28 protein-coding genes are annotated in these 26,643 nt (G+C 47.2%); 16 read left to right on the plus strand and 12 right to left on the minus strand.

Going from position 1 to position 26,643, the window contains the following annotated elements; translation table 11 throughout:
* Positions 1-20: 20 nt before the first annotated feature.
* Positions 21-875, plus strand: coding sequence for a VOC family protein (locus tag AC3IRK_RS01620; protein ID WP_131973384.1), 855 nt, complete (start codon positions 21-23; stop codon positions 873-875).
* Positions 876-928: 53 nt separating this feature from the next.
* Here AC3IRK_RS01620 and AC3IRK_RS01625 read toward each other — a convergent pair whose 3' ends face one another.
* A complete protein-coding gene (locus AC3IRK_RS01625) occupies positions 929-1,723 on the minus strand; it encodes an NUDIX domain-containing protein (protein WP_188005035.1) in 795 nt (264 codons plus the stop codon).
* A 251-nt stretch (positions 1,724-1,974) separates the two neighbouring features.
* Here AC3IRK_RS01625 and AC3IRK_RS01630 point away from each other — a divergent pair, with 251 nt between their 5' ends.
* The gene (locus AC3IRK_RS01630) at positions 1,975-2,565 is read left to right on the plus strand and encodes a DedA family protein (protein WP_131973382.1); all 591 of its coding nucleotides are present in this window, start codon (positions 1,975-1,977) and stop codon (positions 2,563-2,565) included.
* Between the two features lie 58 nt (positions 2,566-2,623).
* On the opposite strand, the gene AC3IRK_RS01635 is transcribed toward AC3IRK_RS01630, so the two are convergent.
* Positions 2,624-3,994: a copper amine oxidase gene (locus tag AC3IRK_RS01635; protein WP_131502384.1), complete on the minus strand. Its 1,371-nt coding sequence runs from the start codon at positions 3,992-3,994 to the stop codon at positions 2,624-2,626.
* Between the two features lie 488 nt (positions 3,995-4,482).
* Here AC3IRK_RS01635 and AC3IRK_RS01640 point away from each other — a divergent pair, with 488 nt between their 5' ends.
* Both AC3IRK_RS01640 and AC3IRK_RS01645 read left to right on the plus strand, forming a co-directional pair.
* Positions 4,483-5,862, plus strand: coding sequence for a PepSY-associated TM helix domain-containing protein (locus AC3IRK_RS01640; protein ID WP_489170297.1), 1,380 nt, complete (start codon positions 4,483-4,485; stop codon positions 5,860-5,862).
* Positions 5,855-6,340, plus strand: a complete 486-nt coding sequence (locus AC3IRK_RS01645; RefSeq protein WP_489170298.1) for a FixH family protein — start codon at positions 5,855-5,857, stop codon at positions 6,338-6,340. The genes AC3IRK_RS01640 and AC3IRK_RS01645 overlap by 8 nt, the downstream gene beginning before the upstream one ends.
* A 69-nt stretch (positions 6,341-6,409) precedes the next feature.
* On the opposite strand, the gene AC3IRK_RS01650 is transcribed toward AC3IRK_RS01645, so the two are convergent.
* On the minus strand, positions 6,410-7,420 hold the full coding sequence (locus AC3IRK_RS01650; RefSeq protein WP_489170299.1) for a hypothetical protein: 1,011 nt from the start codon (positions 7,418-7,420) through the stop codon (positions 6,410-6,412).
* A gap of 258 nt (positions 7,421-7,678) precedes the next feature.
* Between AC3IRK_RS01650 and AC3IRK_RS01655 the strand changes: the two genes are divergently transcribed.
* The 6 genes from AC3IRK_RS01655 (at position 7,679) to AC3IRK_RS01680 (ending at position 13,307) form a co-directional block, all read left to right on the plus strand.
* The gene (locus AC3IRK_RS01655; protein WP_131503305.1) at positions 7,679-9,058 is read left to right on the plus strand and encodes a copper amine oxidase; all 1,380 of its coding nucleotides are present in this window, start codon (positions 7,679-7,681) and stop codon (positions 9,056-9,058) included.
* A 71-nt stretch (positions 9,059-9,129) separates the two neighbouring features.
* Positions 9,130-9,687, plus strand: a complete 558-nt coding sequence (locus tag AC3IRK_RS01660) for a copper resistance CopC family protein (protein ID WP_489170300.1) — start codon at positions 9,130-9,132, stop codon at positions 9,685-9,687.
* Entirely contained in the window at positions 9,684-10,703 is a 1,020-nt protein-coding gene (locus AC3IRK_RS01665) for a copper resistance D family protein (protein ID WP_426354556.1), read from the plus strand. The genes AC3IRK_RS01660 and AC3IRK_RS01665 overlap by 4 nt, the downstream gene beginning before the upstream one ends.
* A gap of 173 nt (positions 10,704-10,876) precedes the next feature.
* Positions 10,877-11,932 carry a bifunctional transcriptional activator/DNA repair enzyme AdaA gene (locus tag AC3IRK_RS01670; RefSeq protein ID WP_489170301.1) on the plus strand — a complete coding sequence of 352 codons (1,056 nt, stop codon included), beginning with the start codon at positions 10,877-10,879 and terminating at the stop codon, positions 11,930-11,932.
* Positions 11,929-12,984 (plus strand): DNA alkylation repair protein, encoded by a 1,056-nt coding sequence (locus tag AC3IRK_RS01675; protein WP_489170302.1) that lies wholly within the window; start codon positions 11,929-11,931, stop codon positions 12,982-12,984. The genes AC3IRK_RS01670 and AC3IRK_RS01675 overlap by 4 nt, the downstream gene beginning before the upstream one ends.
* Positions 12,981-13,307 carry a hypothetical protein gene (locus tag AC3IRK_RS01680; protein WP_131973374.1) on the plus strand — a complete coding sequence of 109 codons (327 nt, stop codon included), beginning with the start codon at positions 12,981-12,983 and terminating at the stop codon, positions 13,305-13,307. The genes AC3IRK_RS01675 and AC3IRK_RS01680 overlap by 4 nt, the downstream gene beginning before the upstream one ends.
* A gap of 238 nt (positions 13,308-13,545) precedes the next feature.
* On the opposite strand, the gene AC3IRK_RS01685 is transcribed toward AC3IRK_RS01680, so the two are convergent.
* The gene (locus tag AC3IRK_RS01685; RefSeq protein WP_255508415.1) at positions 13,546-13,881 is read right to left on the minus strand and encodes a hypothetical protein; all 336 of its coding nucleotides are present in this window, start codon (positions 13,879-13,881) and stop codon (positions 13,546-13,548) included.
* Positions 13,839-14,423, minus strand: a complete 585-nt coding sequence (locus tag AC3IRK_RS01690) for a DEAD/DEAH box helicase family protein (protein ID WP_214767194.1) — start codon at positions 14,421-14,423, stop codon at positions 13,839-13,841. The genes AC3IRK_RS01685 and AC3IRK_RS01690 overlap by 43 nt, the downstream gene beginning before the upstream one ends.
* Positions 14,424-14,561: 138 nt before the next feature.
* On the opposite strand from AC3IRK_RS01690, the gene AC3IRK_RS01695 reads away from it, so the two are divergent.
* Positions 14,562-15,086: an NUMOD4 domain-containing protein gene (locus tag AC3IRK_RS01695; RefSeq protein WP_188005045.1), complete on the plus strand. Its 525-nt coding sequence runs from the start codon at positions 14,562-14,564 to the stop codon at positions 15,084-15,086.
* 44 nt (positions 15,087-15,130) lie between these two features.
* Here the strand turns inward: AC3IRK_RS01695 and AC3IRK_RS01700 are convergent, their stop codons facing one another.
* Together AC3IRK_RS01700 and AC3IRK_RS01705 are read right to left on the minus strand one after the other, a co-directional pair.
* On the minus strand, positions 15,131-16,786 hold the full coding sequence (locus AC3IRK_RS01700) for a methyl-accepting chemotaxis protein (protein ID WP_188005046.1): 1,656 nt from the start codon (positions 16,784-16,786) through the stop codon (positions 15,131-15,133).
* Between the two features lie 117 nt (positions 16,787-16,903).
* Positions 16,904-17,089 carry a hypothetical protein gene (locus AC3IRK_RS01705; protein WP_188005047.1) on the minus strand — a complete coding sequence of 62 codons (186 nt, stop codon included), beginning with the start codon at positions 17,087-17,089 and terminating at the stop codon, positions 16,904-16,906.
* A 157-nt stretch (positions 17,090-17,246) separates the two neighbouring features.
* On the opposite strand from AC3IRK_RS01705, the gene AC3IRK_RS01710 reads away from it, so the two are divergent.
* A complete protein-coding gene (locus tag AC3IRK_RS01710) occupies positions 17,247-18,335 on the plus strand; it encodes a GGDEF domain-containing protein (protein WP_214767188.1) in 1,089 nt (362 codons plus the stop codon).
* A 49-nt stretch (positions 18,336-18,384) separates the two neighbouring features.
* Here the strand turns inward: AC3IRK_RS01710 and AC3IRK_RS01715 are convergent, their stop codons facing one another.
* The 3 genes from AC3IRK_RS01715 to AC3IRK_RS01725 all read right to left on the minus strand — a co-directional run bounded on the left by AC3IRK_RS01715 (position 18,385) and on the right by AC3IRK_RS01725 (position 20,677).
* A complete protein-coding gene (locus AC3IRK_RS01715) occupies positions 18,385-19,377 on the minus strand; it encodes a DNA/RNA non-specific endonuclease (RefSeq protein WP_489170303.1) in 993 nt (330 codons plus the stop codon).
* A gap of 233 nt (positions 19,378-19,610) precedes the next feature.
* Complete coding sequence (locus tag AC3IRK_RS01720; protein ID WP_489170304.1) at positions 19,611-20,021, minus strand: NUDIX hydrolase; 411 nt, start codon at positions 20,019-20,021, stop codon at positions 19,611-19,613.
* Entirely contained in the window at positions 20,006-20,677 is a 672-nt protein-coding gene (locus AC3IRK_RS01725; protein WP_489170305.1) for a Type 1 glutamine amidotransferase-like domain-containing protein, read from the minus strand. Before AC3IRK_RS01725 ends, AC3IRK_RS01720 begins: the two co-directional genes overlap by 16 nt.
* A gap of 146 nt (positions 20,678-20,823) precedes the next feature.
* On the opposite strand from AC3IRK_RS01725, the gene AC3IRK_RS01730 reads away from it, so the two are divergent.
* Both AC3IRK_RS01730 and AC3IRK_RS01735 read left to right on the plus strand, forming a co-directional pair.
* The gene (locus tag AC3IRK_RS01730) at positions 20,824-21,201 is read left to right on the plus strand and encodes a hypothetical protein (RefSeq protein ID WP_489170306.1); all 378 of its coding nucleotides are present in this window, start codon (positions 20,824-20,826) and stop codon (positions 21,199-21,201) included.
* Positions 21,201-21,578 (plus strand): hypothetical protein, encoded by a 378-nt coding sequence (locus tag AC3IRK_RS01735; protein WP_214767178.1) that lies wholly within the window; start codon positions 21,201-21,203, stop codon positions 21,576-21,578. Before AC3IRK_RS01730 ends, AC3IRK_RS01735 begins: the two co-directional genes overlap by 1 nt.
* A 38-nt stretch (positions 21,579-21,616) precedes the next feature.
* Here AC3IRK_RS01735 and AC3IRK_RS01740 read toward each other — a convergent pair whose 3' ends face one another.
* Positions 21,617-22,006, minus strand: coding sequence for a RidA family protein (locus AC3IRK_RS01740; protein ID WP_489170307.1), 390 nt, complete (start codon positions 22,004-22,006; stop codon positions 21,617-21,619).
* A 110-nt stretch (positions 22,007-22,116) separates the two neighbouring features.
* Here AC3IRK_RS01740 and AC3IRK_RS01745 point away from each other — a divergent pair, with 110 nt between their 5' ends.
* Together AC3IRK_RS01745 and AC3IRK_RS01750 are read left to right on the plus strand one after the other, a co-directional pair.
* Positions 22,117-22,440 carry a pyrophosphohydrolase domain-containing protein gene (locus AC3IRK_RS01745; RefSeq protein WP_489170308.1) on the plus strand — a complete coding sequence of 108 codons (324 nt, stop codon included), beginning with the start codon at positions 22,117-22,119 and terminating at the stop codon, positions 22,438-22,440.
* Positions 22,437-24,767 (plus strand): DEAD/DEAH box helicase family protein, encoded by a 2,331-nt coding sequence (locus AC3IRK_RS01750; protein WP_489170309.1) that lies wholly within the window; start codon positions 22,437-22,439, stop codon positions 24,765-24,767. Before AC3IRK_RS01745 ends, AC3IRK_RS01750 begins: the two co-directional genes overlap by 4 nt.
* 115 nt (positions 24,768-24,882) lie before the next feature.
* Here AC3IRK_RS01750 and AC3IRK_RS01755 read toward each other — a convergent pair whose 3' ends face one another.
* Positions 24,883-26,538 (minus strand): DUF262 domain-containing protein, encoded by a 1,656-nt coding sequence (locus AC3IRK_RS01755; RefSeq protein WP_489170310.1) that lies wholly within the window; start codon positions 26,536-26,538, stop codon positions 24,883-24,885.
* Between the last annotated feature and the right edge of the window lie 105 nt (positions 26,539-26,643).

Genomic DNA, 26,643 nt, shown 5'->3' on the forward strand with positions numbered 1-26,643 from the left:
ACTTATGAGGAGGAAACAAGATGAACATCAATCCAAATATTACACTGGGACCGGTCAGCTTACGGATTACCAATCTGGAACAATCGATTGCGTTTTACCGGGATGCACTGGGGCTAACCGTTTTAACACAAGACGAGAAAACGGCAACACTCGGTGCAAAGACAACACCACTCGTCATTTTGGAGCAACACAGTACGGCAAAACAACTTCCGAAAAATTCGGTGGCGGGGTTGTATCATTTCGCGATTTTATTACCGAATCGGAAAGAACTAGGATTTGTCATCCGGAATCTGATTGCCCAAGGAATTGAACTCGGGCAAGGGGATCATCTCGTCAGCGAAGCTTTTTATTTATCGGATCCGGACGGAAACGGCATTGAGATTTATGCCGACCGTCCGCGTGATACCTGGACGTATGAAGCAAATGGAGACGTCAAAATGACGACAGATCCGGTCGACTGGCAAAGTATGCTCGTCGAGGCGGGAGAGGAAGACTGGTACGGCATGCCTGAAGATACCGTCATGGGACATGTCCATTTCCATGTGAAGTCACTTGAAGCGGCCCGGAAGTTTTATGTCGAGACACTTGGGTTTGATGTCGCAGCGGACGCGTCCCGGATGCGGGCGTTGTTCCTGGCTGCCGGCGGCTATCATCACCATATCGGAACAAACGTCTGGTCAGGCGTTGATGCGCCGAAAACACCGGAGGATGCCGTTGGACTGACTTACTGGACACTGATTTATCCGGACGCGGCTTCGCGAGAAACGGCAGTCGCAGCACTTAATCAATCACCGTATGAAGTGAAGCGACAAGCAGACGCGATTTACGTGACAGATGATGCCGGAATCACTGCCCGATTAATGGCTCAAGCCTGATGAATCCATAGAAAAAAGCGATTTCGTCATCGAAATCGCTTTTTTGACGTTTCTTAATTTTGACCGGATAAAGCCGACGGGGCATTGCCGTCATAACGGCTGATCAGTTCATAGGGCCGGACTTTATATAAGGCATGCGGGAAGTAATGTGGATCCATCGCATCGAGCGTCCGCAACTGGAAGTGTTCCCGTTTGATATAGGTGTCGATGTTCTCCCGGTTCAAGTCGAAGAAGCCGACTTCCGCCGTCTCGCCTTCTTGCGGACGGAGCTCGCCGCCGGTATAGGTACCACGGAAAGCGACACAAAGGACGTGACTTGAGATATTTTGATAGATACCGGTAATGCCTTCAATCGTGACGTCCGCTCCGGTTTCTTCTTTGACTTCCCGTTTAACAGCATCGAGAATCGATTCGTGGTTCTCGACTTGTCCACCCGGCATTTCATACGTGTCACCACGATGGAGATTTCGGACGAGCAGGACTTCGCCGTCTTCATTTGTAATATAAGCGGTGACACTGACGATGGCGCGTGGCGGAGCATAGACGCCGGTTGCCGTCAAAAAGTCTTCCGTTGATTTAATATAAAGGTTTTTTCCGAGACGGGCGCGTTTTTTCATCGCTTCGCGGCGTAACGTACTGCCACGGACGTCCCGGTCGACTTGTTCGTAATGTTCGCGATCACGGTATTCCCAAATCGCAATGACTTCATCTTCTGCTTCATTCACCCAGCGACCAACAAGACGGGCGCCGTGGCTGATTTGTAAAGGGTAGAGATACGTGTGAAAGAACTCGGTAAATTCCTGCAGTCGTTCCGGGCGGATCGTATAGGTCTTCCGGCGATGTAACATGGAAATTCCTCCTCTATCTTTTAAGCAGTTAGGTTCCTTGACTACCTTCTCGCATCAGGGGGAATATCCCTGCTTTTCTGTCGGATTCGATGTGAAAAAAGCGACTTTGCAGGCGTAGGAATCTTTGCGCATGTAAAAGAATATTTTTGTAGCAAGAAGCAGAAAAAGAAAAAAGAAAGAAAAGAAGAGGGCTCAACTCAAGAAAATTCGGGCATACTTTACTTATAGAGAGAAAAAAAGGACGTGAGAGAATGGTAGATGTTATGGCATTGTTCCGATTAGCCGGCGGGATTATGTTTACGCCGCTGTCAGATGACGTCCTGATGATGGGATATGCTGCGTTACGAGTCCGGGAAGGAATTCATCCGGTTTTGATTTGGTTAGCCGCATGGCCTGTCTTTTTTATTGCCTTTGCCTGGTTCTATCTGTTGGCACGCTTTTTCCGTGAAATTCCACTCGTCAAACGGTTGATGAAATCAAAATTCCTGGAGCAGGCTGAATCGATTTTAGAACGCCGTGGACTATGGGCAATCGGGTTGTCGTTCTTTTTACCGGGTGTCCGGCACCCGATTCATTACGTAGCCGGGTTACTTGGTTATCCGTTACCACGGTATTTAGCAATGACATTCTTTGCGGCAGGGCTGTACACCGGATTATGGACGTTCTTGATTGTCCGAATCGGTGAAGCTGTCACATGGTCGGAACTCGGAATATGGTTAAGTGAACATCCAGGTATGGTACTTGTAATTATGGCAGCGTTATTGACAATTATTATTTCAGGTGTCGTGCACGCAAAACGGCGAAATCGTCTAAAAAAAGAAGAAGAATTCGTCACGGAATAAAAACATCCCCTTCAGAAATGATTCCTAAAGGGGATGTTTTTGGTTTAGGTGTAAACTCTTATGCGTTTTGACGTTTGCGTGCGAGGACGATTCCGGCTGCACCGAGTGCAAGACCGAAGAGAGCGATCGCACCAGTTGTACCTGCTGTATTGTTGTCGCTCATGCCGCCGTTACCTGTGTTCGGCATTGAACCTGGTGTACCATCCATGAATTTCTCTGGTGATTGTTTGACGATTGCGCCACCGAGGTTTTCACCGACACCGTACATGTAAGCATACGACTCACGGAACGTATCAACTGATCCTTTGTAGTCGCCTTCGACATACTGCATGAACGTATCTTGGACGTATGTCTCATGACCAGAGATTGCTTCCTGTGCTGCTTTTGTCGGAAGGTTTTCTTCCGTTGCTGCGCCAAGGAATGCACCGAAGTCATTTGAGAACATTTTGAGCATGTCTTGTGCGTCACCCATCATTTTCTTGTCGTCGTTGATTGCTGCTGTGACAAGGTTCGCTTGCGCTTCGATGTGGTTTTTCGTCCAGACTTGCTCGAACTGATCCGCACCCGCTTGACCATAGACGGATTTCATTGCCGCTTTGAAGTCAGCTGTGTGCATGTCTTCTGCCCAGTTCGCTGCATCGTAGTCTTTCGCTTGATCGACGCCAGCCGTCATGCTGATGTTCGCAAGGGCGACGTGCTCAGCTGCAAGGCTATTGAGTGTTGACCGGAGGTCAGCTGCTTTTGTGTCGGCTTTCGTGTTGTCGAACTTCTCAGGCATTTGTGTTGTGATCGCGACTGAGAGTGCTTTTGAGATATCATACATGCGGCTGTAGCCTTCACGGAACGTGTTGTAAGATCCTTCGTAGTCACCGGCTGCATATTGTTGGAATGTTTTATAGACGTCTGCTTCATGGGCACGGAGGACTTCTTCCGCTGCTGCCTTCGGCAGTTTACCTTCTGTTGCTGTATCAAGGAAGCTCGAGAGGTCCTGGACGAACTCTTCTGTTTCCGCTTTTGACGCGTTGATGCCGTCCTGGTCGTCCGCTTTCACGGCTTTGACGAGATCAGTTGTATATTTGTTGTGGTCAACGAAGATTTTTTCGAATTGTTTTGCGCCTTCGTCGCCGTAGACAGAAGCGATCGCCGGTGTCATGTCGAGTGCGTTCTGTTTCAGTGCTGCTTCATAATACTTCGCATCTTTTGATCCGTCATATTGTTTTTTCATGTCCATGACGGCAAGCACGAAGTGCTCAGAGAGTAACTGATCGAGTGTTGCACGGAGGTCAGCGGCTTTTGTTTTGACCGTGACGTTCTTCGCGCTCTCCTCATGTTTCATGTCGTCTCCGCCACCGGAAGCGAATGCTGCCGTTCCGGGTAATACGAGTGCTGCTGCCATTGCTGTTGCTGCGAATTTTTTTGTGTTTTTCATCTTGTCTCATCCTCTCAAATTTGGGTGTTGTTTTTGTATATTTGGTAGTTGTTGTCTGCATCGTTCTGAACAGCATACGCGCCCGGATTGGAATTAGATTTAAAAAAGATTAAAAAATATGAAAAAAATTCAAAATCATTTAACTAACTTGCAAAGAAACTAAGTGTTTTCCTATTATATGTACGAAATCATTGTGTGGAATTTAACGAATCAACTACTTAATTAACACGCAGAGATATCACCGGATTGGCAAAAAATCGCCATAGTGTCAGCGGTCTGGGAATTGTGTAACCGCTTATACTTAATGAGCGTTCACAAGCTGGACATATTTTTCGCGGATGTAAGGAAAACTGAAATCACTGAAGGAGTGGGGAGAGAAAAGAAAACGTAGAATAAGACAGCAGACTCATGACAACACGTGTGCCATCATAACTCATCCTACATACTGTCATGAGAACATCTACTTAACGAAGAAGCGGGGATTGAACATGAATCAACTCGAGACGAGGGGAACAGAACAAAAAACGGAAAACCGTTCCGCGTCATCATTTTACCGGACGGTTTGGCGCTGGCATTTTTATGCCGGACTGATTTTTGCACCATTTCTCGTCATGCTTGCCGTGACGGGATCGATTTACTTATTCAAACCACAAATCGAGAATGTTTTATATCAGAAGTATTATGAAGTGACACCGCAAGAAAACCGGATTTCAGCGACGGCACAAATCAATGCTGTCAAAGCAAACTATCCGGACGCAAGTATTACGAAGTACCGTCCCGGAGAAACCGATGCGCGGTCGAGTGAAGTGAAGATTGCGACGGCAGAGGCCTCGTCGACGGTCTTCATCAATCCGTATACAGGGAAAATCATCGGTGAACTGGCGGATGATGACCGGATCATGAATAAAATCGAAGAAATCCACGGCGAACTGATGGCCGGGAGGATTGGGGACCGGATTGTCGAACTTGTTGCCTGTTGGGCGATTGTCTTAATCGTAACCGGGCTATTTTTGTGGTTCCCGCGTAAAAAATCAACAGGGTGGTCCGGTGTCTTGATTCCACGACTGCGCCAAGGGAAAAAAATCTTTCGACGTGATTTGCATGCTGTACCGGCATTTTGGATTACAGCCGGGATGTTATTCCTGATTTTGACGGGACTGCCGTGGTCCGGTTTTTGGGGGACGAGTTTTCAATCTGTCGCTACAAACCAAGGGCTTGGTTATCCGCCATCCATTTGGGGAGGCGAGGCACCGGTGTCAGCTGTTCAAACAAAAGATGTCGCAGAAGTCCCATGGGCAGCCGAAACACTCGACGTGCCGAAATCAAACGTCGAAGGGCTTGTACCGGCGTCGATTGACGATATCGTGTCGATTGCGAAACAACAGGGTATGGATCCAAGTTATGCCATCAGTATTCCAAGTGATCCGACAGGCGTCTATACGCTGTCGGCGTATCCTGCAAAAGCAGAAAAGGAAGCCACAATCCATCTTGATCAATATTCCGGAGCCGTCTTGGCAGATTATCGTTTTGATAACTATGGTCTTGTCGGTAAAGCGGTCGCGCTCGGGATTACTTTGCACAAAGGAACGGAATTTGGTCTGATCAATCAATTGATCAGTTTAGCGATTTGTCTCGGAATCATTTTAGTCGCGGTCAGCGGATTCTATTTATGGTTGAAACGGAAACCGGGCAAAGGGATGGGCGCACCAAAAGGACCGCCGGCGAAATCAATCAAGTGGTTTATTCTCGTTTTGATTGTGCTTGGCATACTGTTCCCGCTGGTTGGTCTGTCGTTAATCGTTGTCTGGCTGGCCGATTTCTTCATCATCCGACGGATTTCGGCTGTAAGGAGGTTTTTGAATGCGTAAGTCAATCAAAGGCATTTTACTAAGTGGACTGATTGTGACAAGTAGCGGTATTGCAGGGTGTGCGGTCACATCGGACGCGGCCCAGCAATACGCTGTTGCCATCCCTTTATCGGTAAAATTTGAAATGCCGAAAGTACTGAAAGCCGATCAGGAGAAACAGTACCGATTCGGAGCGACACTTTGGCAGAATCAAAAAGCAGTTAAAGAAGCGGAGTATGTCCATTTTGAAATCTGGAAAGCAGATGGAACACTTCAGTACAGTATGGAACCGGCAGATGAAACGAAACCGGGAGTTTATTCGATTGAGAAGAAATTGCCAAAGGAAGGTCTGTATTACATCAAGGTTCATGCCAGCAGTAACGGTGCGATGATTATGCCGACACAACAATTCATTGTCGGTCAACTGTCCGCCAACGATTTAAAAATCTTACAGGGCGGTGCCAAACCTGCCGGTGGAAGCAGTGGGCATCATCATTAAAAAATAAGACAGCAAAACAGGACGATGGATAAAAATCCGTCGTCCTGTTTTCATGTGCAATGGATTAAATTAATCATCATCTCCATGAGGTCCGTGGGCATCCCCTTGATCGTCTGAATCATCCGACTCGTCGTCATCTCCAGAATCATCTGATTGTCCATCATCATCCGACGATTCATCTTCTGATTCCATTTCGTGTCCATTCACGAATTTGACTTCGACTTGAAGACTTTTGATGGGCGTCGGAAGCTGTAAGGCTTGAGTGACCTGTACTAAAAGTTCTTCTTTTGTCATCGAGGCAGTAAGCGTTAACCGTTCGCGTAAAGTGGCACTATCTTTGATGCCGATTTCATCCTTGACGCGTAATTCGTTCCGGCGATGTTCACTGCTGTAGCGCCATTCGAATTTTTGTTTGTTCGTATCAGTCAACTTGATCATTATTCGTTTGATTTCCTGACTGTTTTGGACGCCGTCCTGATCTGCGTCTTCCTGACCATCGCGAACACCGTCATGATCACTGTCGGCATGGGTCGGGTCTGATCCCAGTTCGAATTCGTCCTCGTTATTCAGTTGATCTTTGTCTCGATCTTCTTCCCCGTCCTTTAGACCATCCCGATCAGAATCAGCTTGGATCGGTTGTGTGCCGACAATAAATTCTTCTTTCGTCGTCAGGCTGTCAGCATCTTGATCTTCTGCCGCATCGGAAATCCCGTCTTGATCCGTATCTTTTTTCAAGGGATTAAGCTTGGCAAGATACTCCTGTTGATTCGTCACGCGATCACGGTCCGCATCTTCTTGCCCGTCAGCCAGCCGGTCATCGTCTGTGTCTTTTTTGGTCGGATTCAACTGCAATTGATACTCTTGGAGATTGGTCAGCCGATCACGGTCACGATCAGCCGTCGCTACGGTTTTTCCATACCCTAAATGATGCTTACGCTGCCAGGAATCCGGAATCTTGTTTTGATCCCGATCGACTTGAGTCACTGCCTTTTTCTTTGGTTTTGTCTTGGCGTCGACCGATACGACCGACTGGGAGAGACAGACGGAGGCGAGTAACGCTCCAATGATGATTCGTTTCATACGTTCACTCCTGTTCCTGATGAAAAATAGTTTAAAAAGGGATCTTAAGAAGAGTTTAATCAAATTGTTCTAACATAAGGACGCACTTTCGAAAAACGAGTCAGTAAAAAACAAAATAGTTAAAGAGAGGAGCTGTCAAAACGCCTTACATTTTTCCAGGAAAAATATTTTAAATAAAAAATGTAAAAAAATAAAACTATTTGTGAACTGCTTACGTTATCTATGTGTAGTTCAAAAAAACAAAGGGGTGTTCATAAGATGAAGATGAAAAAGTCGTATCTCGCCGTCCCACTCAGTGCCGCATTATTGATTCCAGCAGCAGGCGTCAGTGCCCATGGTCATGAAGATCATAGCAAGATGTCCCACAGCTCGGGCAAAGTATCGCTAGATGTCTCGTCTCCCGCATCGGATTTGCGAGCGACGCTCGATCAACTTTTATCTGAACATGCGTATTTAGCAGTCGTCGCCATGCAAAAAGGCATTGACGGCAAAAAAGATTTTGATCAAGCAGCCGCTGCGTTAAATCAAAATACAGATGATTTATCGGCAGCAGTCGGATCCGTCTACGGAGATGAAGCCGGCGAAGCGTTCAAAAAGATTTGGTCAAGTCATATCGGCTATTTCGTGGATTACGTGAAAGCAACAGGCGCCAAAGATGAGGATGCTAAACAAAAAGCATTAAAAGAACTGGATGAGTACCGCGTTGAACAGGCCGCTTTCCTTGATAAAGCAACAGAAGGACGCTTAAAAGCAGCAGATTTGGAAGCCGGATTAAAAGTCCACATTACGCAATTGTTGACCTCATTCGACAGTTACGTCGCCGGTGATTATGACGCCGCCTACAGCAACATGCGAAAAGCGATCGAGCATATGTACATGGTCGGAGAAGGATTATCGGGCGCCATCGTTACGCAGTATCCGGATAAATTCAAAAATACAAAAGTCGATACACCGGCTGCTGACCTCCGTGCCGGACTGAACCGGAACTTCTCGGAACATGCGGCACTCGCCGTCCTCGCGATGCAAAAAGGAATCGACGGTGCGAAGGACTTTGATGCGGCAGCAGGTGCATTAAATGAAAATACAGAAGATTTATCAGCTTCAATCGGCTCGGTCTATGGCAGTGAAGCCGCCCAACAATTCAAGAAAATCTGGTCGAGTCACATCGGCTACTTTGTAGATTACGTGAAAGCGACAGGTGCGAAAGATGATCAGGCACGTGACATGGCCGTAAAAGAACTGGATGAATACCGTGTCGAACAAGCTGCTTTCCTTGATGCCGCTACAGAAGGGCGTTTGAAATCAAAAGACTTGGAAGAAGGACTGAAGGTCCACATCGATCAATTGTTACTGGCCTTTAACAGCTACAATGAAAAAGACTACGACAAAACGTACCCGGCGATCCGTGAAGCCTACGGTCACATGTACGGTGTCGGTGAAGGAACAGCGACGGCAATCGTCGATCAGTTCCCGGATAAATTTAAAGGCGCACCGGCCGGTATGCCGAACACCGGTCTTGGTGGAACGGCTGAATCACAATCATCCACATCAAACGGCATCCTTTGGTCATTACTTGGAATCGCAGCCGCTTCGATCCTCGGATTCTTCGGACTTCGTGGACGTCGCTCACAACAATAATCGGACAACCGAACCCGCTGGAAACAGCGGGTCTTTTTCTACACATTTTACGCTTGAAGGAGGAGTTTACGATGAAGGTCAAATGGCTTGTACTGTTTATTCTGGTCTTATCCGTCGTTCAGCCGTTTTCGGTCTCGGCTCACACGAGTCTAAAGAATTCAAATCCTGCAGAAGGCGAAGTCATCAAAGGGGACTTAACGAAAATTCGTTTGAATTTCGATACGGCGATCGAGAAAACCAGTACGGTCGAACTGAAAACAGTTCAAGGTGACGTAGTTTTACTTGAGAAGCCCCTGATCATCGGCAATGAATGGAGTGCGGTCGTTCAACAAAAACTTGAGAACGGAACATATCTCATCCGCTGGAAATTGATTTCGGAAGACGGACATCCGGTCGAAGGCACGATTCGTTTCAACGTAAAAGCAGCCGTTGCGTCAAGCGATGCTACTGAAGATCAAGATGCGGAAGCGGCAAAAGTGGAACCGCAACAAGCAAGCATCGTTCCGACCGAATCGGCCGAAACCGTCGAACCGGGATTGTTCCCGACCTTCTTACCCTGGATTGTGGCAGTCCTTGTACTCGCAATCGTCATCACGTTCTTCCTGCTCCGTCGTCAAAAACGATCATGAGTGGCATCATCAGTGAACTGCTCATTTATATCGGCGGGGCACTTTGGGCAGGGCGGCTGCTGCTTCTGTTTGTGGCGGAAGATAAGAAACCGACAATCGGTCAATTAGACGGTCTTGCGTGTGCCGCTCTCGTCAGCATCGTAGTCGGTTCGGTCCTTCCGTTGTGGCGTGTAGTTTCTTATTTTCAGCAGGAAATGGACTTATCATTCCGTGAAGCATTACGGGCGAGTCTGTTTGATGTCCGGATCGGTACGTATTTTTTACTCGTCTACTTTACGGCATTGTGTGCCGCAATTCTGATTCTGACGGCACGGATTCGTCCGGCGATCCGCTGGTTCCTGCTTCTGCTGACGATTCCGCTATTCCTCGGAATCGCAGGGACGAGTCATGCAGCTGCCAAACAGGGTCTATACGGATTGTTGCTACAGGGCGGTCATTTTAGTTTAATGGCATTTTGGACGGGCATCGTGGTCGTCATCGGTTGGTGTGCCCGGGATTCCAAACACTGGTTATCGTTTTTGCGCTGGTTCAGTCCGTTCGCCCAACTGACATTTTTTGGTGTCATCGTGACCGGATTTTTCCTGATGCGTCAAAGCGTTCCGTTAAGCGAGTACCGCAATGCCTGGAACGTCCCGTATGGCCAGGCCTTGCTGTGGAAACACCTGTTGTTAATTCCTTTGCTTGGTTATGCATTCATTAACGGGACACTCGTAAAACGGTGGTTACAGAAGGAACCGGCCTTTGATCCGCGGCGTGGTCTGCGTTTTGAGAGTCTGATTCTCGGTTGTATCTTTTTTGCGACAGCGACCCTGAGTAATCTGGAACCGCCGGATCTGAACACTCTTGGAGCAGTCAAGCCGATTCTTTGGTCGAACATCGTTCTTCTCTTAACAGGTGGTGGAAGTATCGGACTGTTGCTGTTGACCTATCAAAAACGCCTGCCGTTCCTGCTCGGCAGTCTGTTCAGTCTTCTTGGCGTCAGTCTCATCTATATCGGATTGTTATATACGCTTTAGCACAGTCACCTTCGGAATCCGGAAATGGTGGCTTTGTTGCGTCCGGAGAAGTGACAGAGCGATCATTTTAAAAATTAAAAGATAGTTTTTCTGAAGAAAATATCCGTGCCTGATTTTCGGCGACATGCAGGAGTGGAAACTCGGTATACTGAGGAAAAGAAGGGGAGGGACACGTGATGAATACCTTACCGGAAACGGATTATTATGAAGCGCTCGTCCGTCGTGATGCCTCGTACGAGGGGACATTTTTTGTCGGGGTCAAGACGACGGGAATTTTTTGCCGGCCAACTTGTCCGGCACGGAAACCGAAGCAACAGAACTGCGAATTTTTTGAGACGGCGAAAGAGGCATTACTCGCCTCGTACCGGCCGTGTTTACGCTGTAAACCGCTCGCTTACCCGGGGGACAGTGACGTCATCAGCCGCTTGGTTGCGGCCGTCGAAGACAATCCTGAGAAACGGTTCAAAGATGCCGACTTCCGGGAACTGGGACTTGATGCCTCGACCGCCCGGCGGCAGTTTAAGAAACGGTTCGGGATGACGTTCGTTGAATATGCCCGTTCCCGCCGGATGGGACTGGCGATGAAGGAAATCCGCAAAGGACAACCGGTCATCGAAGCCCAGTTGGCGAGTGGTTATGAATCAAGCAGCGGCTTCCGCGATGCCTTTGCCCGTATTCTAGGGGCAACTCCTAAACGGTGGAGCGGAGCATATCTGCAGGCAAAATGGCTCGACACGCCGCTCGGACCGATGCTGGCGATTGCCGACGAACAAGGACTGCACTTACTCGAGTTTGTCGATCGTCGGGGACTCGAACGTGAAGTGGAACGATTGCGGCTGGCAGCCCGTGCTGTAATCGTTCCCGGTGAAGCGCCAATCTTCGAGCAGGTAACAGTTCAACTGGAAGCATACTTTGCCGGCGAACGTAACCGGTTCGACCTTCCGCTTGTTTTGTACGGGACGCCGTTTCAGAGACAGGTCTGGGAACAGTTGCAACAGATTCCTGCGGGTGAGACGATTTCCTATCAGGAACTTGCCGTCCGCGTCGGGAATCCGGCTGCGGTCCGTGCTGTCGCCCGGGCAAACGGCGCCAATCAACTGGCGATTTTGATTCCCTGTCACCGGGTGATTCGTCTGACCGGAGATCTCGGTGGATATGCCGGCGGCTTGGCACGAAAAGCGGCCTTATTAAAATTAGAACGGACGAAGAGAGGATTGAATCACGTATGAGTTTGATTAAAGATGTGTTTACGGATGACTGGCTGAACCGGTTGGGGAAAGCGGTGCAGGCACCGGACTTTAAAGACGTCGTTCAACAAGGGGACTGGGAGGAGCTGGCGTTTAAACAACGGGTCCGCCGGATTGCGACTGAGCTTAACCGTTATTTACCGGCTGACTTTGAGCAGGCGGCGACGCACCTCGAAACGATTGCCCTGGAGTTTCCGGGGTTGCCGGGCATCGTTTTTCCGGACTATATCGAAGTCTATGCGCCGGGTGACGCCTGGGACCGGGCAATGTTAGCACTGGAACGGTTGACCCGGCACTCGACATCGGAATTCGCTGTCCGCCGTTTTCTGCTGGCGGATCAAAAACGATTTTTAGAGGTCGCGACGCAATGGAGTCAATCGAATGACGAGCACATCCGGCGCTTGGCGTCAGAAGGAACCCGTCCGCGTTTACCGTGGGGGCAGATGATTCCATCGCTGATTGCGGATCCGCGACCGGTCTTGCCGATTCTCGATGCACTGCTCGAAGACGATGCGTTATATGTCCGGAAAAGTGTTGCCAATCACTTGAATGATATCGCGAAGACTCATCCGGAACTCGTCATTGAACGATTGGAGCGGCTTGGAACGCATCCGCATACGGACTGGATTTTACGCCACGCTTCACGAACTCTGTTGAAACAAGGCCACCGGGATGTCTTAAAAGCCTTTGGACTCGTTACGCGGGGAACTGTGACGGTCGACGAACTGACTGTCACACCGACACTGGCAATTGGCGGAGAACTGGCTTTTTCCTTTCACGTGACGACGACCGAACCGCAAGTGCTGCGGATTGAATATGTGATCGACTACGTCAAAAAATGGGGGACGAGTCAAAAAGTCTTCCGGATCAGCGCACGGCAGGTGACGGGACGGGAGACGTTTGCGAAACGGCAGTCGTTCCGGAACTTGACGACGCGCGTTCATTATCCGGGAACACATCAATTAACGATTTTGATTAACGGAGAAGCCTATGCGACGACGGAGTTTGATGTCACGAAGGAGGAAACAACATGAACGGTCGCCATCCGGACTTTACGACATCCCGGTTATCGATTACAGCTACGGATACTGCCGACGGATGTATCTGGGTACTGAAGAAAAGAGAGAACGAACAGGTTGCTCTGATTCAATTAACCGGTCAGCAACTCAGCTATGAGGCAATTGATCCGACCGATCGAGCGGGGTACATCGAAGAAGCGTTGACGGTCATCGTCGCGTATCTGGCGCGGACGCTGTTGTTGCCGTTCGTGACCGGACGGGATGGAGAAGCGGAGGTATGGCTCCAAAATGAATTTTATGCGGACGGACCGGTTTTTCGGCGTGACTTGACGCATTAGAAGTGGGGAAAATCATTAAACAAAGTGAGCCAAGAATCATCTTTCCTCCACTCGCTTTTCTCAGGCGGAACGCAAACCGTGGTCGTCCCCTGACGACCGGGTCTCGCCTGTTCCTGACGGAAGCACGCTTCCTTTTCCTGTAGAAGTCGAGTGGAGTCGACGATTCTTTTGAATAGGCAATAATAAAACCGTCTCTTCAGAAAACGTACTTCTGAAGAGACGCTTTTTCGTGTCCGGATTACGGTTCTGAGATGCCGTTTGCGAGCAACAATAAAAAGGTGATGACGGATAACGACAGTAAAAAAGCAATGTTCGCTAAGATGCTAAACCATTTGACGTAGCTGTTCTCCGATCTAAGCCCAAGCATCAGTGAAACGATGTATCCGATTCCGACCAGGAGGTTGAGTCCGATCGGTACCCACAGGCTGAGATTCGGGAAAAACCGTCCACTCAGCAGGTAGGAAGTCAGCATATTGAACAGAAGCAAACCAAGCGTCAAGAAAACCGGCAAATACGTCTGCTTGGACTGGGTCATTGTTCGACCAAACGTGTCGACCAGTTGAAGTGTCGGCAAATGGCGTCGGCACTATCGGCGGCTGATCGTCCCTCGGTATCGAGCCTTAAGTAATTCGGATACGGCAACTCTCCCGGGAGTGAGTGCGTCCGGTATTGTTCAGCTGTTTCGAGCAAGTTCGCTTCCGACGCGGCAATATCCCGTTTCGTAAACTTATGTAGTAAGCGGTTTTCCGTCTGATTCCGGGCAAGACGGGTCGACAGGGCAGCTTCAAGTTCAATGATGAAGACTTCGGCACCGGCTTCTTCAAACAGTTGAACGGTCTTTTCGATGAATTCGATACCTCCGCCTTCGACGCCGAACAGGCACAAAAATGTAAAGATCACCCCTTCGAGATCACTGACGGCCATCTCTTTAAACATCTCCCGCCGGATCAAGTCCTTCAGCTTATGGTGCGCCGGCTTCGTAAAGTCAAAGTACGGATGCAACAGATCAATCGTCTGATGGTTATGGAATAATTTCATGCTCGTTTTTTGTTCGAGTTCCTGACCAATCGTCATCTTGCCGACGGCTTGCGGACCAAGTAACATCACAAACTTCATCCCTGACACCTCTTCCTTTTTTTGTTAATACTAGCACAGAAATCCGGAGTGTTCCTATTAGAACGTTTGTTCGTAAAATGATATAATGGCAATAGGAAATGTTGCTGTTTTTTCGACCGAATGGAGGTCATTGATTATATGGAACACTGGAAGATGGTAGACGGTTATGAAGGGATGTATCAAGTTTCAACAGCGGGGAATGTCCGCTCGCTCGACCGGATCATCGAGACGAGTCGTGGTGTTAAACAACGGCGACATGGCGTTGTCTTGCGACCGCGGATCAATCAGGAAGGCTACCGGAAAGTGACGTTGTACAAACAAGGACGGGGAGAACGGTTTTATGTTGCCGAGCTTGTCGCCAAGGCGTTTCTCGATTCCGAGGCCGTGCACGACCGGATTATCCGGGCGGACGGTGATCGTCTAAACGATCAGATCGATAATCTGACCGTCAAACCGTCTGTGAGTCAAGCGTATGCGTCGCTCCTCGACGAGTTCGACTTGTTATTGACGCAACATATCGAATTGTCGCCGCGGCAGATTCGGGACATCCGCTACCGCTATCAAGCAGGACAGTCGATTCGCCGGTTAGCGATGGCGTATCAGGTGACGGAAAACCGGATCCGTAACATCATCGATAAGAAGGAAGCCCAGTATATTAGTTAAACAAAAAACAAACCCTGTGCTTTTGGCACGGGGTCTGTTTATCTTTACTGGGACGGACCGACAATCGTCCTGTTAAGAGACTCAATTTGTTCACCGATGATGTGACCGTGCTGTTTCAGTTCCTGTTGCCGGGTACTGTTGGCCTGAATATTTGCTTCGAGTGATTGGCTGTAGTGGGTCAGCTCAAGCAGAATCGTTTCAATCAGTTGAAAGTGTTGCCGAATCTGCGGCTGTACCGAATAGACGAGCGTACGGTCCGTCTCGACCTGGACGAGCGCGGCTTCAATCTGTTGGGCATGATCAAGGACGGAAGCAATCCGTCGGGTGCTCTGTTCAAGCTGTTCGTGTGTCGTCTCGATTTGGGTCGTCATCTGGACAACATCTTGTTCGATCTGCCCGATGCTGGCCGTCAAATCCCGGTTCGCCTGGTTGATGTGATCGATACTTCGTTTGATGTCGAGCGCAAGTGACTCGACTTCCTTGGCGACGATGACGAAACCGCGCCCTTCTTCGCCTGCTCGTGTTGCTTCGATTAGGGCGTTGAGCGATAAGCGGCGTGTCGCTTCCGCCACCTGTTGGATGTAGCGGATCGAGGCATGCATTTGTTGATTGCGTTCGGTCGCTTCTTCCAGTGACTGTGACGTGTTGACAGACAGGGTCCGTAATAACGTTGTATCCTGTTGCAAGGAGTCGAGGATTCGATGACTCGTCGTCGCTTCGTCATTAAAGGAGCTGACCCGTTGATGGCTCGTTTGGATCGACTCGTCCATCGTCGCGAGTGCTTCAATCGAGGTCGTCAACAGTTGCCCGGATTCCGTGATGATTTGTTCCATCTGCGTCGACTGGTCCGTCAACGACGTCGCCACTTGATGGACGTCAACGATAGATTCATCAATCGATGCGAGTTGGGACGAAAAACCGGGTTGAGTTGCCTCCAGTCGTTCGCTCGCAATTGCGATTTCTTGCGTCAAGTTCCCGACTTGCTGCATCAGTTGGTTGTATTGGTGCGTCAATTGCTGTAATTCAAACGTCGTCGTTTTGATGCTGATCGGTTGATAGGTCCGCCGTGCATAGGCTTCTTCAATCTTTAAGGACAAGACCGACAGCGGAGCCAGTTGTTTTTTGATGCGGGCCCGGATCAACAGACTGACGAAACAGAGGACAATGATTCCGAGCACACCGAGTTTCAAGGCCAGTGCCTTAGCGGGTGCGACCAACCGTTCCTGATCGACCGATAAGAACAGGACATCATTCAATTCCGGAATCGACATGGCGAGAACGAACCGGTCGTTACTCGTAAACATCATGACGCGTGCTTTCTTCAATTGTTGCGTCACGTCTTTTTTTTGTTGTGCCGTCAACGCCAACGGTTGAATAGCTACGTTTTTAGTTGCGAGCGACTGAATCGCCGCATCGTACTCGTCCCTTGCCATATCGGCGAGCTGTTGATTTTTTAATCGTTTGATGGCGCGTGTCCGTTCCTGTTCGTCTTCCGGATACGCCAAGTAGATGGAGCGGATATTGGCATCAAGCATCGTCATTTCGCGTTCAAACCGTTCGCTGACGGACTTCGTCGACGCGCGGTAGAGTTCTTCAACGCTTAAAGCACTGATCAGTAACAGTCCCGCCGCGACGATCGGGATCAGCCAGTTGTTTAATTGTTGGGCCAAGAGTCTTTTTTTCTGTGTAGGTTGCTTCATTTGTTTTATCGCCTCCATGCTTCCTATCGGAAAGGAATGAGGCATAATTTATGAAGGCAACGTAGCGTTCTTGTAAAGGTTCAGCGCACAAAAAAGGACATCCGAGGATGTCCACTGTCAGCTGGCATGCGGCAGGTAAGTCGAGACGAAACTGGTCGTCATCTGCATGAGCTGTTGTGTTTCTTCTTTTGGTTCTGACGTGACATAAATAATCAGGGCAGCGGCGACGGCGACAAAAATGATAATGACAAGAATGACGAAGAACGGCATCTTGCTTTTCTTTTTTTCCTCTTTCATATCCATGATGCGATTACCCCCTTATGAAGTAGAAACGGTCTCTTTGAACTGATTCCCTGATGAAAAAAATGGAAACCTGTTAAGCTACTTGAAACAGGTAAGAAACAGTCCGATAAAGAACTATAACGTATAAGGAATTTGTTTTACGTAAGGAGCGTACAGCATGTTGAGTCAGTTTAATCAGTTTCTGTTAAATTTTTCGTTATTGATCACCTCACTGTTATTTGCCTTTTTACCATTACGGCACGTCAAACGCATTTCACCGGCTTCACCGGTCAAGCTTCGTATTTTGGTCGGATTCATTGCCGGATTTATCAGTGTATTGCTTGTCCTCAACAGCATTACGTATGATGGCGCCAAAATTGATTTACGGCTTGTCGCGCTTGTCACGGCGTTTTATTACGGGGGGTGGGTCAGTGGCGGCATTACGACGCTAGCGATTATTGGCGCCCGGTTTGCCGTCACGCCGCCGGGGGCTTACGAAGGGTTGCTCCTGACCGGTTTAATTTGTATCGCTTTACTTATCACGGCAAGTATTTACCGTCGATTTGCGTCGCATACACTCAAAGATTATTTAGTCTTGATCGGTATTGGGATTGGCTACAGTTTACCTGCTCTTTATCTATTAACGGAGACGTTTAACCGGTTTCTTGAAATCGCCTTGGTCTACATCATTTTCATGTTATTGGGCGGCTACGTCACGTATCGTTTCCTGCAGGAACTACGGAAACATTTCCAGTTCGTTCAGATGCAACAGGAACTTGCTTTGACGGATGGACTGACAAATCTTGCCAACCGGCGGAAACTGGATGAGACACTGTCTCACTATGACAAACATGGATTTGCGTTTTCCGTTCTGATTGTCGACATCGACTTTTTTAAATCGGTGAACGATACGTACGGACATGACGGGGGTGACGTCGTCTTGCGTCAACTGAGTCATCTGTTGCAACACTGTAGTCCCGACGAAGCCGTTGTGGGACGTTACGGCGGCGAAGAGTTTGTTGTACTGTTACCGGACACACCGCTTAAAGAAGCCGTTCGGCTTGGCGAAACAATCCGTTTGGCCTGTGCCGATCAGCATTTTGTCTTCAGTACGTATCCGGCGTTTCATGTCACGTTATCGATTGGTGCAGCATCCTCGGATCAGGCGGACACATCGTTTGAAGTCGTTCAAAAAGCCGATCAGGCATTGTATCAAGCGAAACAGACGGGACGGAATAAGGTCGTCGCGCATAGCGAAGAAAACTAAACAAACAGGCGGGCTCCTCGGAGTCCGCCTGTTTGTGCTGAGCTAAGAATTATTCACCGACCATGCCGTCATGGTCATTGTCCCGCATGTACGGATAGAGCCAATGGTCATCTGTAATCGGCATAGCGGAACCGGCGTCCTTCGCCTCTTGGATTGTAACTTGTCCGTTGCCGTCGGTGTCGACGGTTGAGACGTCACCCGTTGTGTCGGAAGCTGGTTCCGGATCGGCAGGGGCTTGTGTCGGTTCTTCTTTGTCTTCAGTCAGACCGAGTTCGGCATTGACTTCATCTGGATTGACGTTGTCGAAGTCGTCGACGATTTTATTTCCTCGTAGCGTATACGTATAGTGATAATGCGACGGGATTTGTGTCGTCGTATCGGGATACGTAATGGTCGCTTCGAAGTCCGTTACGTCACCGGCTTTGCGGATATTGTTTTCCATATAGGCTTGATCCCCGTGCCGGTTGAGGGTACTGTCCTGCGGCGTGATGTTATAGGCGTTCGAGACTCCGCCAAGCGAATCGGCAATGACATGACCTTCATCAAGCTGCGGGCTCTCGACACCCGGAACCTTCGCTTCGTCCGAATAATAGCGACCGGATGACGTCGTTTCCTCGGTATCATTTTGTAAAATGATTTTTTTCGCAATCACTTTAACGAGTTGGGCATGTTCGTTCGTAAAGGCCCAATATTTCCGGTCCCCGAATCCGATATTGACGACAGCATTCGGTTCCCGGTCACCGGACAGGTCGCCCCCGTCGACGTTCAGTTTTGTATAGCCGGAAAAAACGGAGTTCTTCGAAGACTTGGCTGTTGCCTCAGCAGTGACTGTTTCAGTTTTCGCCGGTTTTTTCGTAACGGGTTTCTCAGACGTCTTGTCTGATTCGACCGGTTTGGTTTCTGTTTCTGCCTGCTTCGATGAATCCTTCTGAATGGTTGATTGGTCGGTCTTCGGTTCTTGCGAAGCTTTTTCTTCACCGGCACATCCCGTTAAGAGAAGGGCAGCCAGCGGTAACGCAAAGTAAGTAAAGGATAGTTTCATAGGTAGACTCCTTAAATGGCATGACATACTTGTTCATTTTAGGAATCTTTTATCCTGAATACAAGCTGATTTTAAATATCTAACTAGATGATATAGATAGTGTCAGGTAATTTATCAAAAATAGTCTTTCAAAAGACGGTTGTTTTACAACAAAAAAACACGCCACTCAAAAGTGACGCGTCCGAGCCGGTGACTTGAATTAAAATCGCGCAGTTCTATAGGAATAACTGTTTTTAAGAGGAAATCAATTGCGGGAAAATCTGATACCGTTCAAAATCAGCGAGGATATTGGGTGCAATCTGTTGGCGCAGTGTCGATTCATCTGCCCAGATGTAGGCGTCGTGCTCGTCGGACAATTCGACGGTCCGTGTCGTAGCGGTGCAGAAGTAGACCAGCAGGATGACATGGCGGTCCGGATGCGTCATGAGACTCGAAGCATACGCAATCCGGTCGACAGTGACCGTTAACCCTGTCTCTTCCTGGATTTCCCGAATCAGGCTGTCTTCCGGCAGCTCACCGAAATCGATTTTTCCGCCCGGACATTCCCACGTTCCGCCACCGGAGTCGGCAGCGGCGCGTTGAACGATTAAACTGTGAGTGCCGTATTGAACGATCCCTTTGACGGCAGTTACGATGGTCGGCATGACATCTCTTCCTTTCTGTGCAGGAGGACGGGCGAAGGTCCTTCCTGTTGGACCAGTTGATTGTTCTTCAGATGAATCCCGGCTCGTTCCGGTAAGCCGTAACCGAAGGCGCTGTTTGTTTGAAGGAACACTTGCCTTAAGTTTGCCTCTTCCTGCCATGCGTCGTAATGGACGGAAACTACAGCATCCGGTAACAGTCCAAGTCCCTTCAAGACAAGTGCGTTCCCGTCCCGTTGATCAATCGCAGGAATCCGGCATTCGTCCGGTGTCAGTAAGGCACCGGCGGAAAAGCCGGCGACCGGAACGCCCTGTTGATAGCGTTCCTGAATGAGAGTGCCGATTGGCGTGTCGACGATGAACTGTTGGTAACGCTCCGTTTCCCCGCCCGAGATTACGATACCGGAGCTTACTGCAAGCTGGGCAAGTTGTTCAGGTGTCGGACTCGCAGACAATGGAAAGTGGAAAAAATCTGCCGCACCACATGCTGTTAACGCATCCGTATAAATCGGGGCATAATCTGCCCAGGACGAGCCGGGACGCGGGACATAGAGTAATACAATCGGTCCTGTCCCGTTCAAACATGAGACGAACGTTTTACAGAGTCCGGATGTAAACGGGGGACCGCCGCCGAATAAAAAGAGCTGTTGATTGATCATGAATGCTACCTCCTTGCTAAAATCATTCTTTTATCCTAAAAGAAAATTCAAAACAAAGGTACCTTAATCTTTTTTTGGATAGGTAGAAAACGGAAAATGAATTATACTGGGAATACTAGGGAGAGTTCGAAAAGGAGTGACGTGAGATGGAGACCATACAACTGGATCGAATGATGTACCGGGAGTCAGGCATGGGGGAGGAACAAACATTTTTATGGATAAAAGCGACACGAGAACTACGGTTGGAAGACATGAGGAACAAAGAAAAAAGTGAACAGATTCGTATCCTGTCGCAGTTGGAGCAAACGGAGCTGGAACAACGTTTTCATCAAGCAGACGTAATCCATTGGGAACCGGTCTACACGACGGAATGGTTGATTCTCGACGGGACATATTGGGAAATCAGCTGGACGGGACCAAAGGGAAATGGAGCGTCTCAAGGCAGCAACGCCTATCCAAAGGGCTGGGAATTACTTCGGGATTGGCTGTACCGTCAGTTTGAAAAGGGTGAGGGGGAGTTTTGATGAAGAAGTGGTGGATTGGACTCGTTGTCTTAGCGGGATACAGTATTCCGTTCGTCTATCTGGCATTGCTCGAAGACTTTAAAACAGGAACGTTACTTGGTTATGTCGCGTTACTCATTGGATTCACCGTGCTTGCTTTCATCGGACAGCGGTGGGGTCATCTGCTGTTTGTGGTTGCCGGTAATATCGTGTCCTATTTCGTATCGATATACTTTGCAGGTCAGATGGACACTTTCGGCTGGGACGGTTACTTCAAACCGTTAACTGCCGAACAACTCATCCTGCTAGTCAGCCTCTTAATGCTCATTCCACAGTTGATTGCTATTTTGGTCGCAATATCTAAAGAAAAACAACGGATGAAGAATAAGACGACATAATAAAAAACACGCCACCAAACGTGACGTGTTCCAAAATATTAAACTAATCCTAAAATTTCAACCTCAACCAAAGCACCTTTCGGCAACTCTTTGACGGCGATGCAAGATCGTGCCGGGAAATGGTTATGCGGAGCAAAGTAATCCGAGTAGATATCATTAAACGCAGCGAAATGATCCATACTCGTTAAGTAACAGGTCGTCTTAACGACACAGTCCGGTGTCAGACCAGCTTCTTTTAAGATGGCATCAACGTTTTTCATGACCTGCTCTGTCTGCTCCGTAATGCCACCGACGACCATTTCACCGGTTGCCGGATTGATCGGGATTTGACCGGATGCATAGAATGTACCATTAGCGATAAAGCCTTGCGAATAAGGACCGATGGCAGCGGGAGCGTTGGTTGTTTCGATTTTTTGGAATGAACTCATGAAAACTCCTCCTCTAATCTAAAATAAATCGTATGTAGAACGTGCTATCTGCCTTGAACTATAGGATAATTTTTACAACACCATCACCATACTTACAAGGAGTGAATCCAATGCCTCTTTATCATAAATTAGTCCGGGATCAGATTCCAACTATCATTGCTAGAAACGGAAAAAATGCAACGTTTCGGACACTCAACGAGGAAGAGTTCTTAGTCGAGGCGAAACGGAAGTTGCATGAAGAAGTAGCAGAATACGAAGAAGCAACGACGACCGAAGAAGCAGTTGAAGAATTGGCTGACTTGTTAGAATTGGTTCACGCGCTGGCTCGGACGCACGGGACGACACCGGAACAACTGGAAGCAATCCGGCTGACGAAACACGATAAGCGGGGCGGCTTTGATGACAAGCTGTATCTGATTGAGGTCGAAGATTGATTCCGGCAGCAAAACTGACGACGCACGATTTGTATGCATCGTTGGTCGATGCCATTGACCAAGCGGATGAAGTCTATATCGTCGCTGCCTTCGCACAACGCTCGGGTGTCGAACTGTTGTTACCCGCGTTACGTCGCGCCGTCGAACGGGGCTCAGATATTCATTTTTTGATTGGCGACTACTTACATATTACGGACCCGGAGGCGTTGGCAGCATTATTGAAACTGGACGGTCTGTCGATCCGGTTTTATCGCTCCGGCGGAAGGGCGTTTCATCCGAAAGCCTATCTGTTCCGCAATGCGGAGACCGGTCTGTCGATTGTCGGCTCATCGAATATCTCCAAAAGCGCGTTTCGAACCGGTGTCGAGTGGAATCTCCATTTGCCGCAAGCCGTCGCACCGCATATTTTAGATGATGCGATCGAGGCATTTATGGATCTTTACTTAAGTGAAGCAGCTCAAGACCTGAATTTGATGGTCCTTGAAGCGTACCGGCAGGAACATGACGCACGGCAATATGTTGCAGAACCGGAAGTCGACTATGCGGAGCAACAGATCGTCACGTCCGAGGAGATTCTGCCGCACCGGGTGCAGGAGGAAGCATTACGGGCACTCCGGGAAACGATGGAAGAAGGACGGACGCGTGCTTTGACTGTACTTGCGACCGGACTTGGGAAAACATATCTCAGTGCATTTTTTGCGCGTGATTTTAAGCGGGTACTGTTCCTCGCACATCAACGCGAGTTGCTGGAACAAGCGGAACGTTCGTTTAAAAAGGTCGAGGCCAATTGGCAGACAGCTTTGTATATCGGATCAGACCGCACGAACGATGAACAGACGGATGTGCTGTTTGGATCAGTCCAGACGTTATCCCAAAACCGGCATCTCGAACGGTTTGCAAAAGACCATTTTGATTTGATCATCATTGATGAGTTTCACCACGCAGCAGCTAAAAGTTATCAAAAAGTGCTGACGCATTTCGAACCCCAATTTTTGCTGGGACTGACAGCGACGCCGGACCGGATGGACGGAGCGGACGTCTATGCACTGTGCGACAATCACGTTGCGTTTCAAATGCACTTCACGTCAGCGATCAACGAAGGATTCCTGACTCCGTTCCATTACTACGGGATTCATGACGTTATCGACTATTCGCAACTGCGGCGAATGGGACGGAAATATGATGCGATGGAACTGGAACAGGCGCAGATTGATCGAGCAGTCTCAGAAAACATCTATGCCGCCTGGTCGAAGCACCGGCAGACGAAGACGATCGGCTTTTGTTCGTCGATCCGTCAAGCTGAATACTTAGCGCAGACGTTCCGGGAAATGGGCCATCAGGCGATTGCTTTGACCGGACAGACCATCAATCGACGGGAACGGATTCAAGAGTTTGAACAGGGAACGTTAGAAATCGTCTTTACGGTCGATTTGTTTAACGAAGGAGTCGACATTCCGAAAGTTGATACGTTACTGTTTTGCCGGCCGACGGAATCAATTGCAATCTACACCCAGCAAATCGGACGGGGCTTGCGCTTAGCAAGTAATAAGTCACATTGTGTCATCATCGATTTGATTGGGAACTATAAAAACGTCGAAACGAAGCTGATGTTACTTGGAACAGTAAAAGACAAGCTTACAAGAAACGATTGGGAACCTATTATCCCCCCAAAAGGATGTATCATCGAGTTTGATATACAAGCGTTGAATATCATTCATCGGATGCGTCAACCGAATCAGCGGAAACTACGTTTGATTGAGAGTTACGAACAATTGAAGCTCGATCTCGGGCGTCGTCCAACTTACGTTGAAATCGGTCAATTAACAGCTGTACCGATAGGCTATAAACAAGAGTGGGGCTCGTATGTCGGTTTTCTGAAAGAACAAGATGAGTTGACGGACGAAGAAATTGGCACATTTAATACTAACCGTGAGCTAATTGAACAGGTTGAAAAGACAGTGATGAACCGGAGTTATAAGATGGTCGTCTTGCTGGCGATGCTCGAGCGGGGCGAAGAACGCTGGATGGAACCGATTACCGCAGAGGAAGTTGCGCCGTTCTTTTATGAGTATTTGCATGCGGAGAAGTACCGGGAAGTAAAGGATGCGCAAGGGAAGGTTTTTGAGAATGGATACAATGAATCCAAAATAGTGACATTGCTGAAGCAACAGCCGTTTCCAAAGATGGGATATCCGTTTGAGATAACTAAAGATCAAAGAACATTATGTATTCAACAAAACTTTAAAATAAGCAGTAAGGTATTATCGGAGTGGATAACTGATATTGTTCAATTCAGATTGAAATCATATTTTATACGAAATACCTAAAGACATACTCAGTAAGTTCCTAGTCAAAAAGCCATTTGAGAACAAGTGATAATGTACTCAAATGGCTTTATTTAATTTAATTAATTAAAATAATAGATTTACTTTAAAAAAGTAATCACCAAATATTCAAGGCGTGTTCTGTAAAGCGTTTTTGACGATGATTAATTTCTGTTGTTCCCCAACTTAAATACGTTAGTAAGTCTTGTGTGATTTTTATTTCGCTTTTTTGATACATTTTCTTTTTGTTGTCAAATAAACTATTGGAAATTTTTCTGTTAAACTCACTTCCCAGCAAAGTAAGGTTCCCGAGCTTATTTACGAAATCTTCGTGATCATCAACTATCCATTCTCCTTTTGTTTGTGGAAGTATATGCTCAATATGAACATCGTCAGAATCAGAAATAATGGTTTCATTAGTCGAAGTTAAATTATCAATTTCTTTTAAAATATAACGAATAATTGGCTTATTCTTAGTTTCTAAGCTCATAAAATGATTTTTAAAGGCTTCGTTTGAAATTTTTTGGCTATTTAGTTTATTTAAAATATCATTTTTTGAAACATTTTTAGAGGATATAGCAACAGCGCACTCTGCAAAAATTAATTCGTATTTATTGGCAGCATTCTTTGCAATAATAATATTCCGAAAAATTAACTTTTCAATAGAAGAGATTACGTCCCCAATATCTCCTTCATTCCAATTTTTCAAATACATAGCAAAAACGACTGGATAAAAAGAAGTAGCATTGAAAGTTCTCAGGTTTTTTAAAGAAGCATTCAAAGATTTATCATTAAATACACTAGTACCAGTGTTTGTATTAAGTGTTGTATACACATCTGATAAATTTTCTAGATTACTGATTAACGCAATAACTTGACCTTCAGTGTTTATTTTCATTTTCATTCTACGAAATAAGTTTTGGGTTCGCGTAAATGTCTCAATAGAATTCCAATAATAACGAATAAATTTTGTGGCTTCAGAAGTACCGATACTATCAGTGATTTTTTCCCACTTGTTTTTAACAGATTCTATTTGTGATTTTGAAGTCTTAAATAAATGATTCTTTAATAAGTCAGAGGTTTCCAAGCCTTTTCCTCGAGCATTTAAAGACTCGAAAATAATAAATGCTTCTTCAAGAGAAGAGGTTTCAACGTACATCACTTTAAACTTACTGATAAAAGAAGTGAAAAATTCTTTTATAATAATGAATTGATCCTGAGGTGAAAAACCGTTGATTTCGTTCCGTAATTCTTTATCCAAAAATAAATAAGCTTCTTTCATTCTTTTTTGAGCACGGTTTTTAGGTTTCTGCTCATTAAAATTTTTAGTACGAGCCTGAATAAAAGTTCTAAAAAAATCTGAATCGGTTAAAGCCGTTTTAAATTGAAGACGGTCATTAGAAGGAGTCCAACGACCAATAAATTTGATTTTAATGTCTTCTGCAATTTCTTCTGCATCAGCGATGTTCTGTCCGGTCAATTCCAAAGCTAATTCCTTCAAAACACTTAAAAAAATTATTGAAGTAGTAGTTCTTTGTTGACCGTCAATTATGTATTTAACAGTACTGCTCTCGACTTCATTTTCATCATGAACTACAATTTGTCCGAAAAAATGTTCAGTTTCATTTGAATCCCGAAGCGCTTTCAAATCACTCCAAAAATCTAAAATTTGAGATTCTTCCCATGAATATTCACGTTGATAATCCGGAATATGGTATGTATTTTCCTGAATGAAAGCTCCTAAAGTTTTAAAAGCATAATTTTTAATCGCCATATGAGATACCTACTTTCTTTATTTAAAATTAAATATGTTTAAATTTAAATATAGTAATTACAATAATTTTCAAAATATAGATCTATGATAACCTATACCGTATAA

It is taken from the genome of Exiguobacterium sp. GL_137 (assembly GCF_057834585.1).

Coding starts and splice junctions, on each gene's coding strand:
- AC3IRK_RS01720 (WP_489170304.1), bottom strand. CDS start 20,021: ATGCCGACCATCGTAACTGCCGTCAAAGGGATCGTTCAATACGGCACT.
- AC3IRK_RS01680 (WP_131973374.1), top strand. CDS start 12,981: ATGAACGGTCGCCATCCGGACTTTACGACATCCCGGTTATCGATTACA.
- AC3IRK_RS01640 (WP_489170297.1), top strand. CDS start 4,483: ATGAATCAACTCGAGACGAGGGGAACAGAACAAAAAACGGAAAACCGT.
- AC3IRK_RS01630 (WP_131973382.1), top strand. CDS start 1,975: ATGGTAGATGTTATGGCATTGTTCCGATTAGCCGGCGGGATTATGTTT.
- AC3IRK_RS01745 (WP_489170308.1), top strand. CDS start 22,117: ATGCCTCTTTATCATAAATTAGTCCGGGATCAGATTCCAACTATCATT.
- AC3IRK_RS01700 (WP_188005046.1), bottom strand. CDS start 16,786: ATGAAGCAACCTACACAGAAAAAAAGACTCTTGGCCCAACAATTAAAC.
- AC3IRK_RS01620 (WP_131973384.1), top strand. CDS start 21: ATGAACATCAATCCAAATATTACACTGGGACCGGTCAGCTTACGGATT.
- AC3IRK_RS01755 (WP_489170310.1), bottom strand. CDS start 26,538: ATGGCGATTAAAAATTATGCTTTTAAAACTTTAGGAGCTTTCATTCAG.
- AC3IRK_RS01730 (WP_489170306.1), top strand. CDS start 20,824: ATGGAGACCATACAACTGGATCGAATGATGTACCGGGAGTCAGGCATG.
- AC3IRK_RS01650 (WP_489170299.1), bottom strand. CDS start 7,420: ATGAAACGAATCATCATTGGAGCGTTACTCGCCTCCGTCTGTCTCTCC.
- AC3IRK_RS01690 (WP_214767194.1), bottom strand. CDS start 14,423: ATGAAGTTTGTGATGTTACTTGGTCCGCAAGCCGTCGGCAAGATGACG.
- AC3IRK_RS01625 (WP_188005035.1), bottom strand. CDS start 1,723: ATGTTACATCGCCGGAAGACCTATACGATCCGCCCGGAACGACTGCAG.
- AC3IRK_RS01635 (WP_131502384.1), bottom strand. CDS start 3,994: ATGAAAAACACAAAAAAATTCGCAGCAACAGCAATGGCAGCAGCACTC.
- AC3IRK_RS01740 (WP_489170307.1), bottom strand. CDS start 22,006: ATGAGTTCATTCCAAAAAATCGAAACAACCAACGCTCCCGCTGCCATC.
- AC3IRK_RS01725 (WP_489170305.1), bottom strand. CDS start 20,677: ATGATCAATCAACAGCTCTTTTTATTCGGCGGCGGTCCCCCGTTTACA.
- AC3IRK_RS01655 (WP_131503305.1), top strand. CDS start 7,679: ATGAAGATGAAAAAGTCGTATCTCGCCGTCCCACTCAGTGCCGCATTA.
- AC3IRK_RS01710 (WP_214767188.1), top strand. CDS start 17,247: ATGTTGAGTCAGTTTAATCAGTTTCTGTTAAATTTTTCGTTATTGATC.
- AC3IRK_RS01715 (WP_489170303.1), bottom strand. CDS start 19,377: ATGAAACTATCCTTTACTTACTTTGCGTTACCGCTGGCTGCCCTTCTC.
- AC3IRK_RS01645 (WP_489170298.1), top strand. CDS start 5,855: ATGCGTAAGTCAATCAAAGGCATTTTACTAAGTGGACTGATTGTGACA.
- AC3IRK_RS01660 (WP_489170300.1), top strand. CDS start 9,130: ATGAAGGTCAAATGGCTTGTACTGTTTATTCTGGTCTTATCCGTCGTT.
- AC3IRK_RS01695 (WP_188005045.1), top strand. CDS start 14,562: ATGGAACACTGGAAGATGGTAGACGGTTATGAAGGGATGTATCAAGTT.
- AC3IRK_RS01735 (WP_214767178.1), top strand. CDS start 21,201: ATGAAGAAGTGGTGGATTGGACTCGTTGTCTTAGCGGGATACAGTATT.
- AC3IRK_RS01665 (WP_426354556.1), top strand. CDS start 9,684: ATGAGTGGCATCATCAGTGAACTGCTCATTTATATCGGCGGGGCACTT.
- AC3IRK_RS01675 (WP_489170302.1), top strand. CDS start 11,929: ATGAGTTTGATTAAAGATGTGTTTACGGATGACTGGCTGAACCGGTTG.
- AC3IRK_RS01705 (WP_188005047.1), bottom strand. CDS start 17,089: ATGGATATGAAAGAGGAAAAAAAGAAAAGCAAGATGCCGTTCTTCGTC.